Origin of the sequence: Paenibacillus sabinae T27, from assembly GCF_000612505.1 — a bacterium.
Taxonomy (GTDB): Bacteria; Bacillota; Bacilli; order Paenibacillales; family Paenibacillaceae; genus Paenibacillus_AQ; species Paenibacillus_AQ sabinae.
On the sequence record NZ_CP004078.1, the window covers coordinates 1045746 to 1068414 of the forward strand.

Annotated in this window: 21 protein-coding genes; 15 read left to right on the forward strand and 6 right to left on the reverse strand. The window is 56.1% G+C overall.

Going from position 1 to position 22669, the window contains the following annotated elements; all coding sequences use genetic code 11:
- Nucleotides 1–219 precede the first annotated feature (219 nt).
- The 5 genes from PSAB_RS04670 to PSAB_RS04690 all read left to right on the forward strand — a co-directional run bounded on the left by PSAB_RS04670 (nt 220) and on the right by PSAB_RS04690 (nt 5596).
- The gene (locus PSAB_RS04670; RefSeq protein ID WP_025333418.1) at nt 220–549 is read left to right on the forward strand and encodes a DUF4430 domain-containing protein; all 330 of its coding nucleotides are present in this window, start codon (nt 220–222) and stop codon (nt 547–549) included.
- Nucleotides 546–1487, forward strand: a complete 942-nt coding sequence (locus PSAB_RS04675; protein WP_025333419.1) for an energy-coupling factor transporter transmembrane component T — start codon at nt 546–548, stop codon at nt 1485–1487. Before PSAB_RS04670 ends, PSAB_RS04675 begins: the two co-directional genes overlap by 4 nt.
- On the forward strand, nt 1403–3073 hold the full coding sequence (locus PSAB_RS04680) for an ABC transporter ATP-binding protein (RefSeq protein WP_025333420.1): 1671 nt from the start codon (nt 1403–1405) through the stop codon (nt 3071–3073). The genes PSAB_RS04675 and PSAB_RS04680 overlap by 85 nt, the downstream gene beginning before the upstream one ends.
- Nucleotides 3046–3729, forward strand: a complete 684-nt coding sequence (locus tag PSAB_RS04685; protein WP_051529716.1) for an ECF transporter S component — start codon at nt 3046–3048, stop codon at nt 3727–3729. Before PSAB_RS04680 ends, PSAB_RS04685 begins: the two co-directional genes overlap by 28 nt.
- Nucleotides 3730–3889: 160 nt before the next feature.
- Nucleotides 3890–5596, forward strand: a complete 1707-nt coding sequence (locus tag PSAB_RS04690) for a methyl-accepting chemotaxis protein (protein ID WP_025333421.1) — start codon at nt 3890–3892, stop codon at nt 5594–5596.
- A 191-nt stretch (nt 5597–5787) separates the two neighbouring features.
- Here PSAB_RS04690 and qoxD read toward each other — a convergent pair whose 3' ends face one another.
- The 4 genes from qoxD to qoxA are packed head-to-tail and all read right to left on the reverse strand — an operon-like array spanning nt 5788 to nt 9681.
- A complete protein-coding gene (qoxD, locus tag PSAB_RS04695; protein WP_025333422.1) occupies nt 5788–6081 on the reverse strand; it encodes a cytochrome aa3 quinol oxidase subunit IV in 294 nt (97 codons plus the stop codon).
- A gap of 1 nt (nt 6082) precedes the next feature.
- Nucleotides 6083–6679 carry a cytochrome aa3 quinol oxidase subunit III gene (gene qoxC, locus PSAB_RS04700; protein ID WP_025333423.1) on the reverse strand — a complete coding sequence of 199 codons (597 nt, stop codon included), beginning with the start codon at nt 6677–6679 and terminating at the stop codon, nt 6083–6085.
- Complete coding sequence (gene qoxB / locus PSAB_RS04705) at nt 6676–8625, reverse strand: cytochrome aa3 quinol oxidase subunit I (protein ID WP_025333424.1); 1950 nt, start codon at nt 8623–8625, stop codon at nt 6676–6678. The genes qoxC and qoxB overlap by 4 nt, the downstream gene beginning before the upstream one ends.
- A 39-nt stretch (nt 8626–8664) precedes the next feature.
- The gene (gene qoxA, locus PSAB_RS04710; protein ID WP_025333425.1) at nt 8665–9681 is read right to left on the reverse strand and encodes a cytochrome aa3 quinol oxidase subunit II; all 1017 of its coding nucleotides are present in this window, start codon (nt 9679–9681) and stop codon (nt 8665–8667) included.
- 417 nt (nt 9682–10098) lie between these two features.
- Here qoxA and PSAB_RS04715 point away from each other — a divergent pair, with 417 nt between their 5' ends.
- The gene (locus PSAB_RS04715) at nt 10099–11280 is read left to right on the forward strand and encodes a polysaccharide deacetylase family protein (protein WP_025333426.1); all 1182 of its coding nucleotides are present in this window, start codon (nt 10099–10101) and stop codon (nt 11278–11280) included.
- Between the two features lie 82 nt (nt 11281–11362).
- On the opposite strand, the gene PSAB_RS04720 is transcribed toward PSAB_RS04715, so the two are convergent.
- Nucleotides 11363–11998 carry a TetR/AcrR family transcriptional regulator gene (locus PSAB_RS04720; RefSeq protein WP_025333427.1) on the reverse strand — a complete coding sequence of 212 codons (636 nt, stop codon included), beginning with the start codon at nt 11996–11998 and terminating at the stop codon, nt 11363–11365.
- A 160-nt stretch (nt 11999–12158) separates the two neighbouring features.
- Here PSAB_RS04720 and PSAB_RS04725 point away from each other — a divergent pair, with 160 nt between their 5' ends.
- The 6 genes from PSAB_RS04725 (at nt 12159) to PSAB_RS04750 (ending at nt 18864) form a co-directional block, all read left to right on the forward strand.
- Nucleotides 12159–13856, forward strand: coding sequence for an MFS transporter (locus PSAB_RS04725; RefSeq protein WP_025333428.1), 1698 nt, complete (start codon nt 12159–12161; stop codon nt 13854–13856).
- A gap of 217 nt (nt 13857–14073) precedes the next feature.
- Nucleotides 14074–14460: a GntR family transcriptional regulator gene (locus PSAB_RS04730; protein WP_025333429.1), complete on the forward strand. Its 387-nt coding sequence runs from the start codon at nt 14074–14076 to the stop codon at nt 14458–14460.
- Complete coding sequence (locus tag PSAB_RS04735) at nt 14457–15359, forward strand: ABC transporter ATP-binding protein (protein WP_025333430.1); 903 nt, start codon at nt 14457–14459, stop codon at nt 15357–15359. The genes PSAB_RS04730 and PSAB_RS04735 overlap by 4 nt, the downstream gene beginning before the upstream one ends.
- Nucleotides 15334–17376, forward strand: coding sequence for a DUF6449 domain-containing protein (locus PSAB_RS04740; protein ID WP_025333431.1), 2043 nt, complete (start codon nt 15334–15336; stop codon nt 17374–17376). The genes PSAB_RS04735 and PSAB_RS04740 overlap by 26 nt, the downstream gene beginning before the upstream one ends.
- Before the next feature lie 62 nt (nt 17377–17438).
- Nucleotides 17439–17963 (forward strand): mismatch-specific DNA-glycosylase, encoded by a 525-nt coding sequence (locus tag PSAB_RS04745; RefSeq protein ID WP_025333432.1) that lies wholly within the window; start codon nt 17439–17441, stop codon nt 17961–17963.
- Nucleotides 17964–18111: 148 nt separating this feature from the next.
- Complete coding sequence (locus tag PSAB_RS04750) at nt 18112–18864, forward strand: YjjG family noncanonical pyrimidine nucleotidase (protein WP_025333433.1); 753 nt, start codon at nt 18112–18114, stop codon at nt 18862–18864.
- 80 nt (nt 18865–18944) lie between these two features.
- On the opposite strand, the gene PSAB_RS04755 is transcribed toward PSAB_RS04750, so the two are convergent.
- Nucleotides 18945–19916, reverse strand: a complete 972-nt coding sequence (locus PSAB_RS04755) for a ring-cleaving dioxygenase (RefSeq protein ID WP_025333434.1) — start codon at nt 19914–19916, stop codon at nt 18945–18947.
- Between the two features lie 300 nt (nt 19917–20216).
- Between PSAB_RS04755 and PSAB_RS04760 the strand changes: the two genes are divergently transcribed.
- From PSAB_RS04760 to PSAB_RS04770, 3 genes are all read left to right on the forward strand, one after another.
- Nucleotides 20217–21149 (forward strand): manganese-dependent inorganic pyrophosphatase, encoded by a 933-nt coding sequence (locus tag PSAB_RS04760; RefSeq protein ID WP_025333435.1) that lies wholly within the window; start codon nt 20217–20219, stop codon nt 21147–21149.
- 234 nt (nt 21150–21383) lie between these two features.
- On the forward strand, nt 21384–21818 hold the full coding sequence (locus PSAB_RS04765; RefSeq protein WP_025333436.1) for an RrF2 family transcriptional regulator: 435 nt from the start codon (nt 21384–21386) through the stop codon (nt 21816–21818).
- A gap of 176 nt (nt 21819–21994) precedes the next feature.
- Complete coding sequence (locus tag PSAB_RS04770; protein WP_025333437.1) at nt 21995–22642, forward strand: nitroreductase family protein; 648 nt, start codon at nt 21995–21997, stop codon at nt 22640–22642.
- Nucleotides 22643–22669 lie beyond the last annotated feature (27 nt).

A 22669-nucleotide genomic window follows, 5' to 3' on the forward strand; every position in this document is an offset into this window, starting at 1 on the left:
GCGGCGGCCAAGACCGCCGGGGCCGCTGCGCCCGCCCCGGCGTCCACGGGCGCGCAGCCGCCGGGCCAAGCGGCTGCTACGCCCGCTTCGGCTGCGCCGAAGCCAAGTGCGGCCGCGAAATCGGCCGCCCCGGCGCAGCCGAAGCCCGCGGCGACGGCGGCCAGCCCGTCGCCTTCATCCGGCGGCGATCGACCCGCCGCCGAGCAGGCCGCCGTCACCATGTCCATTGTCGGTGACGATGAGCTGGGGACCATTCTGCCGCCGACCACAGCCACGGTGGAGGAGGGCGACAGCGCGCTGGATGTGCTGAAGCGGATCACCCGCCAGCACAAAATCCAGATGGAGTACCGGGGCGCCAAAGCCGCCGGTTACGTGGAAGGCATCGCCAACCTGTACGAGATGGACCGGGGCGCCGAGAGCGGCTGGATGTACCGGGTGAACGGCAAGTTCCCGAGCGAGAGCGCCGGGGCTTACAAGCTGAAGCCCGGTGATACGGTGGAATGGCTGTATACGCTCGATATGGGCAAGGACCTGGGAGCCTCAAGGTGAGCGGCTTCCGGTCCATGCATCCGTCGGTGGCCGTCGTCTATTACGCCGGTCTGCTGCTGTTCACGCTGCTGCTGTTCCATCCGGTGTTCCTGCTGACCGAAATCCTGGCCCTGCTCGGCCTGATGCTGCTTCAGGGACAGGGGCGGCGGATCGCGGGAAGCCTGGGATTTGGCCTGATCGTCGCCGTTCCGGCGGCGCTGCTGAACCCGCTGTTTTCGCACAGGGGAGCCGTTATCCTGTTTTATTTTCTGGATCAGCCGATCACCCTGGAAGCTGTGCTGTACGGGCTGATGATGATGGTCGTGCTGATTGCGGTGTTTGTTCTTTTTCTTTCGTACAACTATACGGTAACGCCGGACAAATTCATGTACCTGTTCGCGTCGGCCGCTCCCAAGAGCGCCCTGATTACGCTCATGACGCTCCGCTTCGTTCCGCTGTTTCAGCGGCGGCTTCGCCGGATTGCGCAGATTCAGGCCGCGCGCGGCGTGTCGGTCCGCGAAGGCAGCCTGCGCTCCCGCATGTCGGACGGCATGACGCTGCTGAAGACGCTGCTTACCTGGTCGCTGGAGGAAGCGCTGCAGACCGCCGACTCCATGAAGGCCCGGGGATACGGCATTCACCGCCGAACCTCATATGCAGTGTACCGGCTGGAGCGGCGCGATATCCGCGTCTTGGCCGGGCTTGGAGCGGGCGCGCTGGGCACCCTGTGGGGCTGGTCTCAGGGATATGGCATGCTGATGCTGTATCCCCGGCTGAAGCCGCCGATGTTTACCTGGCAGGAAGCGGCGATGTACGCCGCCTTTTGCCTGTTCGCGGCGCTTCCTCTCTGGGTAGAAGGAAAGGAGAAATGGTTATGGAGATCGTCCGCGCGCATGAGCTGTCCTTCCTCTATCCGGGGGAAGAAAGGCCTTCACTGGACGGGCTATCATTCACAATAAAAGAGGGCGAATTCGTCGTCCTCTGCGGTCCTTCGGGCAGCGGCAAAACGACGCTCCTCCGGCATTTGAAGCGGGAGCTGACGCCGGTTGGGGAAGGAAGCGGCACGATCTATTACAAAGGCACAGAGCTGCCGCTGCTGCCGCCGGAGACCGCCGCCGGGGAAATCGGGATGGTCTTCCAGAATCCCGAGGCGCAGATCGTAATGGAGACGGTATGGCAGGAGCTTGCCTTTTCCATGGAAAATCTGGGCCTTTCCCCGTCCGTCATGCGCGGAAGGCTGGCCGAGATGGCCGGGCTGTTCGGGCTGGAGCCGCTGCTGTACAAGCCGGTGCATGAGCTGTCCGGCGGGCAGAAGCAGCTCGTCAATCTGGCGTCCGTCCTGCTGCTGCATCCCCGGCTGCTGCTGCTGGACGAGCCGACCTCCCAGCTGGACCCCGTAGCGGCGCGCGAGTTCATGTACCTGCTCCGCCGTCTGAACGAGGAGCTGTCGATGACGGTTATCTTAAGCGAGCACCGGCTGGAAGAAGCGCTGCCGCTGGCGGACCGCGTCCTGCTCATGGAGAAGGGCAGAATTGCGGCGGACGGCAGCCCGCGCGGCATCGTGCGCGCCGCGGGGAGCGGGCTTGGAGAAGAACACCAAGCCTATTTGCCCGCCGCTTCGCGCCTGTTTCTGGCGCTGTCAGCCGCAGCCGCAGGGCCTCACGGTACGATTCCGCTGACTGTGCGGGAGGGCAAACGCTGGCTGGAGTCGGCGGCCGGAGCTTTATCCTACTGGCCCGGTCCCGGCGCTTCCCCGCGGGCGCACAAGCCTTCCCGCGCCCGGGAGACGCTGCTGGAATGCCGAGAGGCAAGCTTCCGTTACGAGAAGGACGGGCCGGAGATATTGAAGAAGCTGGATTTCTCGCTGCACCGGGGGGAGCTGACCGCCATCCTTGGCGGCAACGGCGCGGGCAAGTCCACCCTGCTGCAGCTGATGGCCGGGCTGCTGAAGCCGCAGCGGGGCCGGGCGGCGATGCCGAAGGGCGTTACCGCCGGTTATCTGGCGCAAAATCCCTTGCTGTATTTCAGCCATGACACGGTGTCGGAAGAGCTGCGGCACATGGCGAAGCACGCCGGGTTGTCCGCTTCGGAGGGCGAGCGGGAGGTTGCTTCGCTCACGCGCGCCTTCGGGCTTGAAGGCGTGCTCGGCAGCCACCCGCATGACATCAGCGGAGGCGAGCAGCAGAAGACGGCGCTGGCGATGGTGCTGCTGCTGCGGCCGGATATTCTGCTGTTGGATGAGCCGACCAAGGGGCTTGACCCCGGCGCCAAGGAGCATTTGGCGGAGCTGCTGCAAGCCTTGACGGAGGACGGAAAAAGCGTGACATTCGTTACGCACGACGTCGAGTTTGCGGCCCGGTACGCTTCCCGCTGCGCCTTGCTGTTTGACGGAAGCATCGCGGCGGAAGGGACGCCAGATGCTTTTTTCGGCGCGAATTATTTCTATACGACAGCCGTGAACCGGATGGTCCGCGACCGGCTGCCGCAAGCATTGACCGTAGAGGATGTGATAGCGGATTGGCAAAACTTCGTTTCCCGCTCCTGATCGCACTGGGCCTGTTTATCGGCGCGCTGGCGCTGTCTTCCGCGCTCAAGGACCGGCATTACCTGCTGCTGAGCCTGGTGCTGCTCTGCGCCGCGCTCCTTCCGCTGTTTCTGAGGCTGGAACGCCGGAAGCTTGAGCCAAGAGAGCTGGTCCTGCTTGCCGTTCTGGCCGCGCTTGCCGCCGTCAGCCGGATTCCGTTCGCCGCGTTGCCTAGCGTCAAGCCGGTGTCGGCCATAGTTATTTTGTCCGCGTATGTATTCGGGGCGGAGGCAGGCTTCCTGATCGGAGCGGTTGCGGCGCTCGTCTCGAATCTGTATTTCGGCCAGGGGCCGTGGACGCCGTGGCAGATGTTCGCCTGGGGGATGGTCGGCCTGACCGCCGGCTGGCTGCGAAACACGCGCTGGATGAGGACAAGACCCGGACTGCTGGTATTCGGCTTTATTTGGGGGTTTCTGTTTGGCTGGATCATGAATATTTGGCACCTTATCGGCCTGCCCGACGCTTTCAGCTGGGGACTGGTGGCCGTAGTTTATGGGCAAAGCTTTTATTTCGATTTGGCGCATGCGCTGTCCAACGTCGTCTTTCTGTCCATTTTGGCGGGAGGCTGGATTAAGGTGCTCGAACGGTTTCGCAAAAAATACGGGCTGCTGCGGTAGAACGCAAGCAGATCTGTCCATGAAAGCCGGCGGATAACAATCCGCACGGCTTTTTGTTGTATTTTGTCGACTTTTTCAATCAAATCATTCAATTCACAAAGGAGTTTTGCCGATAAACAACTTGTATATGTAAAAAGTCACCCGGAGAGTGAGGATTGCAATGAAAGATTTGAAATTAAAGTTTAAAATGGGACTAATTGTGCTTATCGTCCTGTTTGCGCTGATCAGCGTGGGAGTCGTGGGGATCGTTACCGGGCAGCAGCTGGCGGACCGTTCCAAAGTCATGTACAACGAGAATCTGCTGCCTGTTCTGTGGTCCTCCCAAATCCGGATCAACAACGGATCGATCGAATCCGATTTGCTGGAGCTTATGATGACGACTGACGCAGCCCAAAATGCGGAACTCGCCGAGGATGTCGAATCGAAGAAGGCGAGCAACGACGCCCTGTCCAAGAAGCTGGTTCAAGCTTCCAGCGGCAAGCCCGAAGCGGCAGCCAAGCTGAAAGAATACGAATTGCTGCTTGCGGATTACCGGAGCCAACGAGAGCGGATCATTACGCTGGCCAAGGCTAACCGCAATGCGGAGGCCTATGCCCTTTTTTCCGGAGAGTTCAGCACACTGCGCATCAAGATGGTTAATCTCCTTGAAAATGCCGGAAGTCATCTTCAACAGGATGCAGAGAAGCAGTACAAGGACGCTATGGCCAAAGCAGAGAACACGCGGCACCTGAATATCATCCTGATTCTTGTCTTTACCCTTCTTTCCCTGCTGGCCGCTTTCTTTATCGTTCGCATGATTACGATGCCTCTGGCCATCCTGCGCGAGAGCATGGGGAAAGCAGAGCAGGGAGACTTGACGTCTGAAGCGGCGTACAGCTCCAAGGACGAAATCGGTCAGATCAGCGGCTCGTTTAACAGCATGCTGGCAAGCCTGCGCCGTATGCTGCAGGGCGTGTCGGAGAGCGCGGAGACCTTGTCCGCTTCTTCCGAGGAAATGAGCGCAAGCGCCGAGCAGACTTCGCTGGCCTCCAATATGATTGCGTCCACCGCTTCGGAGCTTGCGACAGGGTTTGAAACACAGATATACAGTATCGCCGAGACGAACGCCTCCATCCAGGCGATGGCCGAGGATATCTCGTCGGTGGAGAGCGGGAGCGAGCAGATGTCGGTCCTGATGGCCAAAGCAGCGGATTCCGCCGACCACGGAGCCGACAAGGTCAACCGTATTGCGGAGCAAATGACACAAATCAACGCAAACGTGACGGAAACACAGCGGATTATCGTTTCCTTGGCCGAACTGTCCGGGAGAATCAGCGATATTATTACGACGATTAACGGAATTGCAGGGCAGACGAATCTCCTGTCTCTGAATGCCTCCATTGAGGCCGCCAGAGCCGGTGAGGTGGGACGTGGCTTCGCTGTCGTGGCGGGCGAGATCCGCAAGCTGTCCGAGGAGACGGCCAAGAGCTCGCTTCACATTACCGATATTATTACACAAATTCAGCAGCAGACCGGCGAAGCTGTCGAATCCATGGCTCAAGGGGCCAAGCTTGCGACAGAGGGCATGGCCGGAAGCGGCGAAATTTCCGAGGCGTTCTCCGAAATCGTCACATCCATACAGGATGCCATTCGGCAGACCGAATCGATCCGTAAATCGGTGAAGCATGTGGCCGAAGAATCCGGGGATTTGGTCGCCGTTATGGAAATGGTGAACGAAATTTCGCAAAAAGGCGGGGCGGGCGTCGAGGATGTCAGCGCGTCCAGCGAGGAGCAGATGTCGGCGATGGAAGAAATGTCGGGCTCGGCCCGCTATCTGGCCACGCTCGCGGAGGAGCTGCAGAAGAATCTTGCCGGGTTCAAGCTGTAAGGCTAGCAGAAGCTTTGCAGCCTCAAATGAAAAGGCGGCGATCAGGCCCACACAGGGCTATGATCGCCGCTTTTTTTGGTCTTGCTCCGCTCCGCTTTGCTTTGCCGGAGGGTGGCAAAATATGCGGAAGCGAATAAAAAACGCCTTAGTCCGCCGCAGCGGCCGAAGGCGTTTTTTTCATAAACCGGGTCTTAGCTGTACCAGCCCCAAACGAAGATGTAAAGTGTGCCGAAGATGGTGACCAGACCGACGAACAGCGCGTAGGCGATGTTGATGTACAGCTCTTTTTTCGTATCGGCCGATTCCCCGATGTGCATGAACAGGAACAGCTGCAGGGAAGCCTGAATCACAGCGGTGATGCTCAAAATAATGATATTCGCGGTATGGGAGAAATCTCCGTAAATGACCGCCAGCGCCGCCGCGGAAAGGACCAGAGAGGCAATATAGCCGATTACATGGCGAATGGGAAACAGCTTCTTCATCATGTCACATCAGTCCTTTCAGGTAGACGAAGCTGAAGATGAAAATCCAGACAACGTCCAGGAAGTGCCAGTACAGCGAGAAGATGAACGATTTATTGGCTGTAGCCGGGTTAATCCCTTCCCGCATGAGCTGGATCATAATCGCGGAGCCCCACAGGAAACCGAAGGTTACGTGGGCGCCGTGAGTGCCAAGCAGTACGAACAGACTGGACAGGAACGCGCTGGTCTGAAGCGTCGCGCCTTCATGCACATAGGTTACAAACTCCGAAATCTCGATGCCAAGGAACCCGAGGCCCATCAGCAGCGTGATGCCGAAGAAGACGAGCGTGGCCCGCTTGTATTGATGGCGCATGGCGTGAACGGCCAGACCGATCGTGAAGGAGCTGGTGAGCAGCAGGAAGGTCTCAATCAGCACCGGGCCGATCTCGAACAGCTCGCTTCCGCTGGGACCTTCGGCGAAACGGTTCACCAGAACGAAGAATACGGTAAAGAGTGTGGCGAACAGCGCGATCTCCGCTCCCAGGAAGACCCAGAAGCCGAAGATGCGGTTGCTATTCTCGTGCGTGCTATATTCAAGCGGTTTGGAGGTATCTACTTTCATACCGTTCCACCCCCCAATTTCTTTTCTGTCTTGATCACTTTGTCAGCCGGAATATAGAAGCCGTGATCGCGTTCGAAGGACATCGCTGCCAGGACGATCAGAACGCCGACGCCAGCAACAATCGCCGGAATCCACATGCTGAAGACCAGGAAGAACCCGAGGAAGAAGAAAACAACGCCAAGGACAAACGGCTTGCCGGTGTTGCTCGGCATATGAATCTTCGTGATCGGCTCTTCGAACAGCGGTTGCTTGTCGTGCTTCATGGCCCAAAAAGCATCGCGGGATTTAACTTTTGGAACAACCGCGAAGTTGTATTCCGGGATCGGGCTATGGGTCGCCCACTCCAGCGTGCGTGCATCCCAAGGATCGCCGTTCTCGTCGCGCGGCATATAGCGCGTGCTCCAGTAAATGTTGTATACGAGAATAACGAAGCCGATCGCAAGTCCAAGCGCGCCGGCGAACGAAATCATGTTGAGCGGGCCGAAGCCTGTTTCCGCAGAATAGGTGTACATCCGGCGCGTCATGCCCATGAGGCCGAGAATGAACAGCGGGAAGAACGCCACGTTAAAGGAAATAATAATCCACCAGAAGGCGTGCTTGCCGATCCGCTCGTTCAGGCGGAAGCCGAATACTTTCGGGAACCAGTAATGGAAGCCCGCGATAACGGCGAATACGGCGCCCGGAATGAGAACGTAGTGGAAATGCGCGACAAGGAACATCGTGTTATGGTACTGATAGTCGGCGCTGGCCATTGCCAGCATGACGCCGGTCACGCCGCCGATCGTGAAGATCGGAATAAAAGCGAGTGAATAGAGCATCGGCGTCGTAAAGCTGATCCGCCCTTTTCGCAGGGTGAACAGCCAGTTGAAGATTTTGACCCCTGTCGGAACGGCAATGGCCATCGTCGAAATCGAGAAGAAGCCGTTGACCATAACGCCTTGACCCATCGTATAGAAGTGATGCGCCCATACGATAAAGGACAGTAGGGAAATAATCAGCATACTGGCCACCATCGAGGTGTACCCGTACAGATTTTTCTTGGAAAAGGTTGCGATAATTTCACTGTAAATACCGAAGGCCGGCAAAATAACGATATAAACCTCCGGATGGCCCCATACCCAGAACAGGTTGGCCCAGAGCATATCCATGCCTCCATTGGCCATGGTGAAGAACTGGGAGCCGAACAGGCGGTCGAACATCATCAGCGCCAGGGCCACGGTCAGAACCGGGAAGGCGAAGACGATGATAACGTTCGTGATCAGCACGGACCAGGTGAACATCGGCATGCGCATCAGCTTCATGCCCGGAGCGCGCATTTTCAGAATCGTCACGATGAAGTTGACGCCTGTCATCAGTGTGCCGATACCCGAAATTTGCAGTGCCAGCGAGTAGTAGTTGTTGCCCACGGTCGGGCTGAACTGGTTACTGGCCAGCGGGAAGTAAGCGGACCAGCCTGCGTCAGGCGATCCGCCGACGACGAAGGAAATGTTCAGCAGCATGGCCCCGAAGAAGAAGAGCCAGAAGCTGACCGCGTTAAGGCGCGGGAAGGCAACGTCGCGCGCGCCGATCTGCAGCGGCACGACGACGTTCATCAAGCCGATAATAAACGGCATCGCCATGAAGAGAATCATAATCAGGCCGTGGGTCGTAAAGACCTCGTTGTAGTGCTGCGCGTCGAGAAATTTCATCTCCGGCGCCGCCGTCTGCAGGCGCATCATCAAAGCGTCGATGCCTCCGCGGAACAGCATAAGCAGGGCGGCCAGGATGTACATGACGCCGATCCGCTTGTGGTCGACGGTCGTGAGCCATTCCCGCCACAGCCAGCCCCATTTTTTAAAAACGGTTAAACCGACGACAATCCCGATCGAGACGAGCGCGATGCTGATCATCGCCCCGTAGATCAGGGGTTCGCCGTGAACCTTGAATTTCTCCAAGTCAAAATTCATTGGGAGGACTCCTTTCAGATTGTTCGAGTAAGTCTACAATTAATGGCTCTGGTGCGTAGCTTCAGCCGCAGGCGAGCTGGGCAGAGGAGAGTTCAGTTCAGGATTCGGCTGACTGTCGAATTCGCTCTGCTTCTCCGGAGCGGGAGACGGATGAATGTCCTTGTTCTCCTGGTGCTCCATGTTGCCGTTGTCCATCTCCATGTTGCTGTGGTCCATGTCCATATGCTCGCTATGCTCTCCCGGAGGAGGGCTGAACGACAGATGCGTGGACGAGAACGTTTCCTGTCCGACATGAGCCGTAGCCAGCAGCGATTTGAACTTGTCTTCGGTCAGCTTCGGAGCGGTAGCCTTGACGTCTTTTATCCATTGGTCATATTCTTCGGCGCTCATCGATCTAGCCGTGAACTCCATTTGGGCATAGCCCTTGCCGCTGAAGTTCGTATTTCTTCCAAGGAAATCGCCCTGGGTTTCCGAGACAAGATTCAGATAGGTCGTCATATCGCTCATCGCGTATTTCTGTCCGCCGAGCTGCGGAATCCAGAAGCTTGAAATCGGCCCGAAGGAATAGAGCCTGAACTCGACCGGACGATTGACGGGGAAGTTCACATAGTTAACGGTTTCAATGCCTTCCTCCGGATAGCTGAAATGCCATTTCCAGTTGGAGGACGAAGCATAAATGACCATCGGTTTCTGATCCTTGTAGCCCTCGGGAACATTCTCCACGGCATTTGTCGTCTTCACCGTGACAACCGAGAGGAAGGCGACGATGATGATCGGAATGGCGATCCAGGTGGTCTCCAGCCATATATTTCCTTCTTCATGCGGAGGAATGTACCCTTCGTTGCTTTTTTTTGCACGGTACTTCACGAGCATGATAATGTAGAGGATGTAAACCACGGCCAGGACGCCGAGCATCGTCAGAATGGACAGGATGATCGTGTCGGACAGCGTTTTTGCGGCGGGTCCCTTCGGATTCAGAACGGTAATCGAACTGCATCCGGGCAGCAGCAGGAAAAGGCTGATAAACAATGCGTATAAAGGCCCTTTTTTGTTCATGATAAACTCCTTTCCTTAAATACTGGTTTTCATTAACCGGAAAACATTAACCTCTATCTATATTAGAAATTCCTTAAAGGGAATGCAAAATACACAATATAGTCGTAATACCATATAAATCCTATAAAGTGGCGGTTTATTTAACTTTCTGTGTAGAAACTGTTACAAAACTCGAGATGATGTGATATAAATCACTGTCACTACGCTGTTTTGTGCCCTTTTTTAATTGTTCATATTTTGTTCATGAATTCATTAATGTTGCTAAGTTTGTCACAATTAAATGGCTGTTCCGTACGGTGTTTCGACGGCGGTAACAAGTTTTTTGCCTGGTGGTTACATTCTCTCAAATTCGTACAAGTCTATTTGTGGTAAGGTTTAGAGAGAATCCGAACTACACAGGATGGGAGACTTGCCGCTTTGTCAATTAAAAATCTGTTGTTATGCGCCATTCTCTTTATCATCATCATCGCATGGGGGCCGGGAGCGATTGCTGCGGAAAGCGGCGGTATCAAGCTGGCAATCAATGATAGTGTTACGGATATACGCGCTGTGTCCGTGGAGTATTCGTTCTATGTGCCGGTTCGCGAGCTTGCGGAGAAGCTGAAGCTCAGCCTTACGGGCACGCCGGAGGATCTGAGTCTAGCTGGAGATGCTGGAAGTCTCAGAATCTTGCAAGAGGGCAAAGGAATCACGGGGGACGGGACGGAGATAAGCCTGACTGTCTTTAAACGCGGAGACAACCTGATGGTTCCCGTGAAAATCGCTTCGCTGCTGGGATATGCCGTGTCCTACCGGCCCGATCTGCATTTGCTGCGGATTACGGACGGGACGCAGACGCTGGACGACGATGCTTTTGCCGCGAAGTTCAAGAACGAGCTTGCGCCGGAGGAGCCGGCCGAGCCTGCCCCGGACCCGTCTCCGGCCGCGTCTGAATCTCCGGGATCTTCCGCGCCTCCACAGGATTCTTCCAAGCCAGTAGCCCAGGGGAAAATCGTCTATTTGACCTTCGACGACGGACCGTCGGCGACGACCGGGCAGCTGCTCGATATTTTGGATGAGCATGGCGCGAAGGCGACCTTTTTCATGCTGGGACCGCGCATCGAGCGTTTCCCGAATCAAGTGAAGCGCATGGTCCAATCGGAGCAGGGCCTCGGCCTGCATGGCATGACCCATATGAAGAGCAAATTTTACGCCTCGCCGTCAGCGGCGCTTGCCGAAATGAACCGGGACAATGCCTTGCTTAAGGCAGTCTCCGGAGAATTCACCAAGCTGATCCGCACGCCTTACGGCAGCAAGCCGTATTTTACGAAAGCCTTCAGAGATGAGGTGCTGGGCAGCGGTTACCGTCTCTGGGACTGGAACGTCGATTCGCTGGACTGGAAGTATGGGAGCGAGGGTGATTCCGTCTATGCCAATGTGGTCAGCCAGGTGAACAAGCTGGAGAAGGGCGGCGCCGCCCCGATCATTCTGATGCATGATCAAAAGGCGACGCTCAAGGTGCTGCCCCGTATTTTGGAGTATCTCCAAAAGAAAGGATACCGATACGAAATCATCACCTCCGGAATGAGGCCGGTGAATTTCTGGCATGATACGCGTTGAACTTGTGCGGGCTCCCAGATAGAATTTCAAACTTAAAAAGCGTCCCGAAGAGCTCTATAGGCTTTCGGTGACGCTTTTTTTGCTATTTTTCGCCGAATAGGTAAAGGCACAGCATGTCGGCCAGCTCCGCTTTAATGCGGTCTGCTGAAACGCTTCCGCCGAAGAAGACAATCCGGTCCACGACGCTGCTGACCGACTCGAAGACAACAACGGCCGCAGCTTCCAGATCGCCCACACGCAGCTCCTGCTCGCTCAGCTTCAGAAGCTCCACTGTTTTGCGCCGGCCTGCGTCGTATTGGCTTTCAAGCATCTCCTTGATCCCCTCGTCGGCCAGCCGCATAGCGGAAAGCTCCCGATGAAAGGTGATGTATGGAGCGTGGGATTGGATAAGGCTGTCGATCATATGGGAGATGACCGTACGTTTGTCAGACTGCCCGTCGCTTAGCTGCGCTACCTTGGCATCGATATGGTCCTGCATTACTTTACTGTGAATTTTAAGAACATCAAGAAACACATCGCGCTTGTCCGTGAAATAGGAATAGAAGCTTCCTGTGGAGACGCCCGCAGCGGCGGCGATCTGCTTGGTGTTCGTTCGGTGATAGCCTTTTTCGGAAAAGAGTTCGGCTGCCGCCTGAACAATCGCTTCCTTGGTCTTGATGCTCCGGTCCTGCCGGGGCTTTCTTGTTTTGTCTGCCAGCTGTTCTTCAGTTTCGTTCACGCGAAAACCCTCCTCAATCAAAATTGTAAGGAAGGTGGAATCGAGTGTCAAACAAAAGTTGAACTATAGTTCATTTTTTTCATTGACAAACATGAACTAAAGTTCATATAATCTTGAACGCGAACTATAGTTCATGTTTTAACGAGGGGAGAGTTTGTAGATGAGTGAAAAGATGAAGAGGGCATTTGCGTTCACAGCCATCATTCTGGGATTTTTTATGGCGCTGCTGGATACGACGATCGTTAACATCGCCCTGCCGGAAATGAGAACGTATTTTGGGGGAGGCGTCGCGGAAATTTCGTGGGTCATGAACGGTTACAATTTGGCTTTTGCCGTCTTTATTTTGACGGCTTCCCGGCTGGCAGACCAGTTCGGGCGCAGAAAGGTGTTTCTCATCGGCATCACCTTATTCACCGTCTCCTCGCTGCTCGCCGGATTTGCGCCGAGTCTGGAAGTCTTAATCGGACTGCGGGTTATACAGGGTCTGGCTGGAGCGATCATCGTGCCGGTAACGATTCCGCTGACAACCACGACGTTTCCGAAGGAGATGCATGGCATAATTATCGGGATATGGGGGGCCGTCTCGGGCCTTGCTGCGGCCAGCGGACCGGCGCTCGGGGGAGTGCTGACGGAGAATCTGGACTGGAAGTGGATCTTTTTTGTCAATGTGCCGCTTGGTGTGCTGAGCTTGATTCTGACGCCGATATTCATCAGAGAATCGAAAGATGTCTCTGCCGGACGGAGAGTGGATTTGGCGGGTACGCTGTTCATTACCGGGAGTATGTTCTGTTTCGTTTATGGCCTGATCCGGGTCGATGATTGGGGCTGGACCTCTTCGGCCGTTCTGCTGCTCTTCGCTGCCGGTTTGCTTTCCCTGCTTCTTTTTCTGTATGCGGAGCGTAAGGGTGCTGAACCGATGCTTCCGCTGGAGCTGATGAAGATCAAAGCCTTTAACGGAGCGGCTCTGACTTTGCTGATTGTCGGTGCCGGGCTGATGAATATTTCGCTGCTGACCACCTTTTTTATGACGCGTATTATGGGAATGACCGAACTTAAGGCGGGGTTGATTCTGTCGATGCTGGCAATCGGTTCGACCTTGACCTCGGCGGTTTCCGGACCGCTGTCCGGGAAGTTCGGAAGCCGGTGGTTCGCCGCAGGAGGAGTCGTGGTGATGGCAGGCGCCACCTATTCCCTTGGCGGGTTGACCTCCGCCTCGCCGGTGAGCGGCATTCTGCTGCGCCTGGCATTGGCCGGCATCGGAATTGGCCTTACGATGGCTCCGGTCATGTCGGCGGCGGTCCGGAATGTACCCGAGGAGAAGGTCGGCATTTCCTCGGGTGTCATCAATATGACAAAGGCGCTTGGCAGTGTTCTTGGCGTAGCCATCATCGTCACTGCACTCCAGCAGAATCTTGACGATAAGGTCGGAGCCGCACGCAGCAGCGCCGTGCAGGTGGTCCGGAACGACGCAAAGCTGCTGCCGCCCGTGAAGGAAGCCCTGATGGCGTCGCTGCAAGGCGCCGGTTCCGGGGGTTCGGCCGAAGCGGCTTCGCTTCCTTCGCCGGAGAGCGCGGCGGCGGCAGTCGGCTCGCAGCTTCGGGCGGCCGCTTCGAAGCTTGCGCCGGAAGAACGGGCGGTGCTTGAGCAGTCGGCGCAAGGCCAGATGCGCGAGACGGAAGCCGTCGTAGATCGGATCGGCCGCGAAATGAAGGAGGCGGCGGTGAAGGGGTTCAGCCGCACCTTTGCGCTGGCCGGGCTTCTGCTGCTCCCCGGGATTCCCTTCGCCCTGATCAGCGACCGGGCCCGGCGGCGCAGCGAAGGAGGAATTCCGGCTGCGGAGAAAGGAACGCTGCTCTAAATAAATCAAATAGACGAATAGGCGGTATCCCTTTCGCCTCCGCTGATTCTGCCGTCCCCAAGGAGATGAGGAAATCTCCCGGGGGACGGCTTGTTCCATTTGGGTGAAAGTGTATTGACAATGATTGCTAACTGTATTATTAATAATAGTACAGTTAACACACTTGCTCATTCAAAGGGAGCTATGAGCCCGTGAGCGGGGGAAGGGGGAGTCGCATGTGTTCGAGCTGGACGTTCGCAGCCGCAGACCGATTTACGAGCAGTTAACGGATAAAATCAAGGAATTGATTTTGTACGGCATTTTACGGTCCGATGAGCAGCTTCCGTCCGTACGGACGCTGTCGGCGCAGCTTACCGTGAATCCGAATACCATTCAGAAGGCTTACCGTGAACTGGAGCGGGAAGGCTATATTTATTCCCGGCCGGGAAAGGGCAGCTTCGTTTCGCCTGCGCAGCAGGGGACGAACGCAGCCAAGAAGGCTGAAGTGCGCGAGGAGCTGCTGCGACTGATGGCAGAGGCCGTATACCTCGGCTTTACCGAAGCGGAAATCGGCGAATTATTTAAACAGACGTCGGAGAAAAAAGGGGAGGAGGATCAGCCATGATCGAGATACGGGAGGTCAGCAAAATTTTTCAGGACCGGAAGGCGGTTCAGGGAATGTCCTTGACCATACATAAAGGGAACATATTCGGTCTGCTCGGCTCCAACGGGGCGGGCAAGACGACGCTGCTTAAGACGCTTGCGGGGATCTACATTCCCGATGGGGGAAGCGTACGGATTGACGGCAAGCCGGTGTTTGAGAACCCTGAAACCAAGGGGAGAATCGTATTTATGCCGGATTTTCCTTATTTCTTCCCTCAGGCTTCCATCCGGCAGATGGCCGATTTCTACAGCTCCGTCTACCCGCACTGGAGCCGGGAACGCTTTGAGGAGCTTGGCGGATTGTTCTCGCTGGACCCGAAGCGCAAGCTGAACCGGCTGTCCAAGGGGATGCGGCAGCAGGCCGCTTTTTGGCTGGCGCTCAGCTGCATGCCGGATGTGCTGATCATGGATGAGCCGCTCGACGGGCTCGATCCGGTAATGCGGCGGCTGATTAAAAATGTGCTGTTCCAGGAGGTGGCCGAGCGCGGCCTTACCGCCGTCATCTCCTCGCATAATTTGCGCGAGATTGAAGACCTCTGCGACCATGTCGGCATTATGCACGAAGGGGCGCTGCTGATCGACAAGGAGCTTGACGAGCTCAAATCCGACACGCATAAAGTGCAGGTCGCTTTCCGGGATGAACGGCATGAATCGGCGCTGTCTGGCAAGCTGAACATTCTGCACCACGAGCGGCGGGGGAGCGTCTCCCTCTTTATCGTAAAAGGAGACCGCGAGCGGATCGCGGACACCTTCCGGGTCTATAACCCGTACGTTCTGGATCTTCTGCCGCTGACCCTGGAAGAAATCTTTATTTACGAAATGGAGGGAGCGGGCTATGACATCGCGCCGATTCTACTTTAACCGGGGGATGCTCCGGCAAAACCTAAGGCAGCACTCCTGGATCGCCGTCGTGTACCTGCTCGGTCTGCTGTTCGCTCTTCCGCTGCAAATGTTTCTTGGCGGAAATCCTGACTCGCCGCCGCAGAAGGTGAAGGATCTGTTCTACATCAGCGGCTCACTGACCATGCTGTTCACGCTGTCGCTGCCTGTGGCAGCCGGTCTGCTGCTGTTCCGCTACCTTCAGCATAAAGGGGCGGCGGACATGGCGCACAGCCTTCCGCTCCGACGGAAGCATCTGCTGACGGTCCAACTGCTTAGCGGTTTCATTCTGCTGCTCGTTCCGGTGTGGCTTACGGCGCTGGCCGCCGGCGTGGTGCGGACCTGGGACGGGAACAGGTTTCTGTACGGCGGAGCGGATGTATGGGCCTGGGGAGCCATAGTCAGCCTGCTCTCGCTGTTCCTGTTCACCTTGACTGCTTTCGCCGGCATATGCCTCGGTATTACCGTGCTGCAGGGCATTGTGGTTTATATTTTGCTGATTCTGCCTGCTGTGCTCTCGCAAATGGCTCTTTTCCATTTATCTATGTACCTGTACGGGTTTCCGTACAATAATTTGCGAGGGATAGACTACTGGTCCCCGCTACTCCACATGATAAATATTAACGCGGTGCCTTATTCCTGGGGAGAACTCGGCATCTACGCGGCATTAATCGTTCTGTTCGTCCTGCTGTCGTATGTGCTGTACCGCAAGCGTCAGGTGGAGACGGCGGGACAGGCGATCGCATTCACCTACTTCAATCCGCTGTTTAAAGGCGGAGTCATGCTGTGCGCCATGCTGATCTCCGGAACCTATTTTGCCCAAATGCGTCCGGGAGGCATCGGGTGGGCCGTCGCCGGCTTCGCGATCGGGGCCGTTATCGGCTATGCCGGAGCGGAAATGGTCATCCGGAAATCGTGGCAAATCCTGAACCGGAAGCTGCCCCTGCGTTTTGCGGGTTACGTGGTTGTTCTTGGACTGCTGCTGTACCTTCCCGTATCGCCCCTTACCGGCTTTGAGACGAGATTACCCGCTGCAGACAAGGTTGCCGGGGTATACGCCGGAAGCAATTATCAGGCTTATACGTATTCGGAACCGGTGCCTCTAAGTGACGTTGATTACAATTCGATCGGCAGTCCTTACAAGGGAGTAGACCCGTTTTCCTCAGACCCTGCTTATATAACGTCCGTCCGCAAGCTCCATGAAGCGCTTGTTCAGGTTCGGCCGGGGGACGGAGAGGACCGGTACAAAGTTTACTCGGGACGAAAATTATTCAGCTATACCTTGGTTTATGAGCTAAAGGACGGACACAAGATTACCAGACAGTACAATGTGCCGATAGAAGGCTTCGAGCCCGAACTTAAAGCGGTGATGGAGTCCCCTGCATTCAAACGGACCGAATATCTCCTGCCGCTGCTCGACAAGGAGGCCGCGAGCATTCAGGTAAGCTCAGGCATCAGATACGTAAACATCACGGATGCTGCGGATATCGCTACATTTAAAGAGCTTCTGAAGAAAGAGATTCTGAATATGTCCCTTGAAGATCAGACGGACGATGCGGTCACGCTGGCCAACATCCGTATCGCGACGGAAGAGTCGATGAACCATCCTTATTCGGGATACTTGTTCGAAGGCTATAAATGGAAACCTTCTTTCCACGAGCTGGGGGCTTGGCTTGAACAGAAAGGCTATGCGGAAAAGGTCCGGATCAAACCCCAAGATCTCGTATCCGTCGAGGTGGCGAAGCAGAGCGGCGAGGATGTCCTTTCCAAAGAAATGAATTATGATCCGTGGGCGCATCTTGGGGCTGCAAGGAAAGCGGGAAGGTCTGTCATTGTCAAAGACAAGGCGCGGGTTGACGAGATCTTAAAAATACGGCGGGAGTATTCAATCCAGAAGGGATCGTATATCGTTCTGCTGAAATTCAGGAACGGAAACAGCGACTTTAACAGGCTAAATGCTTCCGATCTGACGCCCGAACTAAAAGCGCTGCTGCCCTAGTGTGCCGGGGAACAGAGAAGATTGAATGCGCAGGCGATGACTTATGAACGGAGGTGACGGTCATGAATCCGGTGGAGGATCATCTTGATTTCGGGCTGCAAATTGTATTCATCGGCTTCAACCCGAGCTTGCGCTCCGGAGAAGTCGGACATCATTATGCGAACCCGCGCAATAACTTCTGGAGAATTCTGTACCGCAGCGGACTTACACCCCGGCTGTACGAAGCTTCCGAGGACGGCGAACTGCTGAAGCTCGGCTACGGCTTCACCAATATCGTCGCCCGCCCCACGCGGGGAGCGGAGGACATTACCCGCGAGGAATATGATCAGGGGCGGGAAATGCTTCGCGCCAAGCTGATGAAGTACCGGCCGCAAATCGCCTGCTTTGTCGGCAAGGGCGTGTACACGGAATTCAGCCGCAGGGCGAAGGCCGATTGGGGCTTCCAGGAGGCGCTGGAGCCGGTGGTCGATGGCGTGCGCGAGTTCGTCGCGCCGTCCTCCAGCGGGCTGGTGCGTATGCCTATGGATGAAATTGTCGGCATTTACCGCAGGCTAAGCGAGGCGGTGCGGGAACGTACGGATCTGTAGTTCATAAAACCTTCTCCCTGATGAGGCGGGGCGCAGCAGGAATGCACGGGTCGGAGGTTGAACTTACCTTAAGGAAGTTCACCTTGAAGAACGATACCATCCAAGTATACGTCATTTCCATGCATGAAGTCGGGAGGTTAGACTGCAAGTGAAATATGAAGTCATTCTGTTTGACGCGGACGATACGCTGTTCGACTACGATCAAGCGGAGAGCTATGCGCTGCGGGAAGCTTTTAAGCAGTTCGGCATGCATTCCAGCTACGAGGTTTGCGCCCCTGCCTACAAAGAAATCAATAAAGCGCTGTGGCGGGATCTGGAACTGGGGCTGATTTCCTCCGCCGCGCTGCGTGTGGAACGGTTTACCCGGCTGTTTGCCGCGCATGGCCTTGAACTGGACCCGGAGTCGTTCAGCGCCGCTTACTTGCTCCATCTGGGAGAGGGGATTTTCCTGGTCGAGGGGGCGGCGGAGCTGTGCAATGAGCTTGCGGATTGCCGTCTCGCGGTGATTACCAACGGGATCAAGGAGGTTCAGTACTCACGCATTCAAGGCTCGTCGCTTCGCGGTGCGTTCGCGCAGATTATCATCTCCGAGGAAGTCGGAAGCCAGAAGCCGGAGCGGGGCATCTTCGACCACGCTTTCGCCAGACTGGGACTCACCACCGAGGACAAGCGCAAAGTGCTGATCGTCGGCGATACGCTAACCTCGGACATTCAGGGCGGCATTTCCTACGGCATCGACACCTGCTGGTTCAACCCCCTGGGAAAGCCCAAGGACCCGGAAATTGTTCCGACCTATGAAATACGGGCGTTATCGGAGCTGCGGCTTATTATCGAAGGCAGAGAGCCGGGAGGACTTCTAGGCGTCGAAGGTGGACCGGGCAGGGAAGAGCCGATATCTTGAGCAACCGTATTTTTCGCGAAAAAAAGAGGATGACCTCGGGCCGCGCGCCCCGGGCATCCTCTTTTTTGAACAGTCTCAAGTTACTGCCGCGTATCCAGCGGCTTCAGCATTTCCTCGATCTGGCTGCGCTTTGGCTCCAGGAACGGAGGCAGCGCCAGCGATTCGCCAAGACGGTCGGCCGGCTCGTCCGTATCGAAGCCCGGCCCGTCCGTAGCCAGCTCGAACAAAATGCCGCCAGGCTCCCGGAAGTACAGGGAACGGAAGTAGAAGCGGTCGACAAAGCCGGAATTGGGGAGATTCGCGGAACGGAGCTGCTCAATCCACTGCTTGAGCTCCTCTTCGTTGTCCACCCGGAAGGCGACATGATGCACGCCGCCCCGGCCCAGATGCTCGGGCGGCAGATCATTCCGCTCCTCGACATGCACCTCGGCGCCCGAGCCGCCTTCGCCGGTCTCAAACACGATGACGTCCGGCTGGCCCGGGACAGCCGAAGGATAGGCACCCCTGCGCCGGAATCCGAGGAGCTGCTCCAGCACGGCTGCGGTCGGTCCGGCGTTCTCCACCGTCAGATGCGCCGGCCCAAGTCCGGCGATGGCGTATTCGGCCGGAACGGGGCCTTTGGTCCACGGGCGGCCGCCTGCGACGCCTTGATTGTTCTCATCCGAGACGAGGATGAGCCGCTGTCCTTCGGGGTCGCGGAAGAACAGCGTTAGCCGCCCGCCGCGGTCCGTAATCTCTCCGTGCTTGATCCCGTATTGTCCGAGCCGCACCTGCCAATAGTCCAAAGCGGCGTCGGTGGGAACCCGCAGCGACAGTGCGGAGATGCTGTTATTCCCGTCCCGGTTGCGTCCCGCCATTGGTATTTCGAAGAAGGTGACCTCGGTGCCGGGGCTTCCTTTTTCATCGCCGTAGAATAAGTGGTAGACGGAGATATCGTCCTGATTGACCGTTTTTTTGACCAGCCGCAGGCCCAGAACCTCGGTGTAAAACTTGAAGTTCTCCTGCGCATTGGCCGTAATGGCGGATACATGGTGAAGTCCTTTGAGTTCCATGTGAAATACCTCCTATATAATATTGTTAATTCATTCGTTAAAAATTTAGTTGCTTTAATTTTAATAGTTAACTAAGAAAATTTCAACTGCTTATTTTAAGAAAGTTAAATTCCGGAGAGTCGTATGCCTGGAAAAGGAAACAGAAGCACTCTCACAAGCTCTGCAGTTGTCTGGGGCGGAGAGACCGGCGGGAGGCTAAAAAACGGGGGTTCCATTCTGGACTAGCGCCTTCCGCTTCTGGCGGCTTCCTATCAATCTGTGGTATATTAATGGAACAAAACCAAAGTAAGGAGCTTGGAAATGGAAAAAACATTAATCTTTGGACACAAGAATCCCGACACTGATACGATTTGCTCCGCCATCGCCTACGCCGCGCTCAAAAAAGAGCTGGGCTGGAACGCTGAAGCCATCCGCCTCGGCGAAGTCGGCTCCGAAACGCAATACGCCCTGGACCATTTTGGAGTGGAAGCGCCGCGTCTGGTAGAGAATGTGGCCGGCGAAGCGAAACAGGTTATTCTCGTCGACCATAACGAGCGTCAGCAGAGCGCGAATGACATCGACCAGGTGCGCGTCGTCGAAGTTATCGACCATCACCGGATCGCCAACTTCGAAACGGCTCACCCGCTGTATTACCGCGCCGAGCCGGTAGGCTGCACGGCAACAATCCTGAAGAAGCTCTACAAGGAGAACGGAGTGGAGATTTCGAAGCCGGTAGCCGGACTTATGCTGTCCGCCATCGTGTCCGACTCCCTGCTGTTCAAATCCCCGACCTGTACTGAAGAAGATGTGGCCGCCGCCAAGGAACTGGCGCAAATCGCCGGCGTGGACGCGGATAGCTACGGTCTGAGCATGCTGAAGGCCGGAGCGGACCTGAGCGACAAGAGCATCGATACGCTGCTGAATCTGGACGCGAAGGAATTCTCAATGGGCGACAAGAAAGTCGTTATCGCTCAGGTCAACGCCATTGATACGAACGATGTGCTGTCCCGCCAGGCCGAGCTTGAAGCCGCCCTGCAGGGCATTATCGACGAGAAAGGGCTGGACCTGTTCCTGTTCGTCGTTACGGACATCCTGAATAGCGATTCCATCGGCGTAGCACTGGGCAGTGCGGCAGGCGCCGTAGAGAAGGCTTACAATGTGAAGCTGGACGGCAACAAGGCCCTGCTTAAAGGCGTCGTTTCCCGCAAATCGCAAATCGTGCCGGTGCTTACCGAAACGATCTCCAAGCTGTAGGTTAAAGAGCGGAATTTATGATTTAGAACCCGCGGAGCTGCCGGACAGGCCTTGAGGCCGGTTCTCCGGTCAGCGGGAAAGATAGGCGCAGGGAATCCCTAAAGCCGCTAGCGGCAAGGGGTTCTCTTTTTTTTTGCCGGATATGCTCTTGATGAAAGCCGTTTTAAAACCGATTGCTTGTTGGGTGTGCCATTGATACAATTAGAGGGACTAAGGCGAAGGGAGGAGAAGGGGATGACCAAACGCAATATAGGCTCCCTGCAATATAAATCATTCGGTCTGGCCCTTCAGGCGCTGGTCCTGCTTGCCAAGGACGGGGGGACCTGTCCCAGCTGCGAGATCGCCAAGATGATGTCGTCCGAGCCTACGCTGCTGCGCCGCATACTGGCCAAGCTGGCGAAGGCATCCATCCTGGTCACCCGGGAAGGTCGGGATGGGGGATACACGCTGAACAAGGCGCCCGATCAGCTGACGCTGGATGAAGTGTACCGCGCGCTGGAAGTAGGGGAAGCCCGGCATGAAGCGGTCAGCGGCACGATGTGCGTGAACGATTTCGGGACTCAGATGAAGAAGGCGTTCTGCGGTATTTTGGAAGAGGTCGACCGCAGCGTTACCGACGTGCTGAAAAATTATACGGTTGCCGATGTTGTCCGAAAAGCGGGATATTGACAGTTTGCTTTTTGTTGCTTTATACTGTGCTTATTAAACAACAGTTAAATGTTAAGACGGATTGCCGGAAGTGCTATTTTTTTTGGTTTTAACTGTGCTGTTATACACACAGAAATAGGGTAGGAGCAGCAACCGCACGGCCCGGCCGGTCGAATGATTATTCAGGAGGAACCTCTATGGAAACCCAAGTAAAGAACAGCCTGTCTTTCAGCCAAGTTATACGGGATCGCCACTCAGTAAGAAAATACGACCCTTCCCGGACAATGTCCGATGAAGAGATCCAGGACCTGCTAAGCGATGCCATCCTGGCCCCGTCCTCTTCGAATCTTCAGCCTTGGCGGTTTATCGTCATTACGGACCAGTCGCTTAAGGAGCAGCTGCTGCCGATCGCCTATAACCAGCAGCAGGTTGTGGAGGCATCCGCCATTATTGCCGTGCTTGGGGACCTCGAAGCCTACCGGAACGTGGATAGCATTTGGGACTCGGCGGTAGAAGCCGGTTATGCGACACCGGAAGTACGGAATACGATGGTGGAGAACAGCTGGAACACCTACTCCGCGCTTAGCCGGGAGAAGCAGAAGGAAATCGCGCTCGTCGATGGCGGCCTGATCTCCATGCAGCTGATGCTGGCGGCCAAGGCGAAAGGCTACGACACGGTGCCTATGGGCGGCTACAATGCCGATCGGTTCCGCGAGATGTTCCAGATTCCGCAGCGCTATGCGACTGTTATGCTGATTGCCGTAGGCCATGCCGCGGCCGAAGGGCGCCAGACCACGCGCCTGCCGCTCGAAGATGTGGTTCAATTTAACGGATTCAAGGGCTGAATCCAAACCTAACGCTAATCCCCGCTG

Bases quoted from the DNA above. Each gene is read 5' to 3' on its own strand.
- PSAB_RS04755 (WP_025333434.1), bottom strand. From the start codon at position 19,916: ATGGAACTCAAAGGACTTCACCATGTATCCGCCATTACGGCCAATGCG.
- PSAB_RS04745 (WP_025333432.1), top strand. From the start codon at position 17,439: ATGAATCCGGTGGAGGATCATCTTGATTTCGGGCTGCAAATTGTATTC.
- PSAB_RS04760 (WP_025333435.1), top strand. From the start codon at position 20,217: ATGGAAAAAACATTAATCTTTGGACACAAGAATCCCGACACTGATACG.
- PSAB_RS04670 (WP_025333418.1), top strand. From the start codon at position 220: ATGTCCATTGTCGGTGACGATGAGCTGGGGACCATTCTGCCGCCGACC.
- PSAB_RS04735 (WP_025333430.1), top strand. From the start codon at position 14,457: ATGATCGAGATACGGGAGGTCAGCAAAATTTTTCAGGACCGGAAGGCG.
- qoxA (WP_025333425.1), bottom strand. From the start codon at position 9,681: ATGAACAAAAAAGGGCCTTTATACGCATTGTTTATCAGCCTTTTCCTG.
- PSAB_RS04740 (WP_025333431.1), top strand. From the start codon at position 15,334: ATGACATCGCGCCGATTCTACTTTAACCGGGGGATGCTCCGGCAAAAC.
- qoxC (WP_025333423.1), bottom strand. From the start codon at position 6,679: ATGAAAGTAGATACCTCCAAACCGCTTGAATATAGCACGCACGAGAAT.
- PSAB_RS04770 (WP_025333437.1), top strand. From the start codon at position 21,995: ATGGAAACCCAAGTAAAGAACAGCCTGTCTTTCAGCCAAGTTATACGG.
- PSAB_RS04690 (WP_025333421.1), top strand. From the start codon at position 3,890: ATGAAAGATTTGAAATTAAAGTTTAAAATGGGACTAATTGTGCTTATC.
- qoxB (WP_025333424.1), bottom strand. From the start codon at position 8,625: ATGAATTTTGACTTGGAGAAATTCAAGGTTCACGGCGAACCCCTGATC.
- PSAB_RS04680 (WP_025333420.1), top strand. From the start codon at position 1,403: ATGGAGATCGTCCGCGCGCATGAGCTGTCCTTCCTCTATCCGGGGGAA.
- PSAB_RS04725 (WP_025333428.1), top strand. From the start codon at position 12,159: ATGAGTGAAAAGATGAAGAGGGCATTTGCGTTCACAGCCATCATTCTG.
- qoxD (WP_025333422.1), bottom strand. From the start codon at position 6,081: ATGATGAAGAAGCTGTTTCCCATTCGCCATGTAATCGGCTATATTGCC.
- PSAB_RS04765 (WP_025333436.1), top strand. From the start codon at position 21,384: ATGACCAAACGCAATATAGGCTCCCTGCAATATAAATCATTCGGTCTG.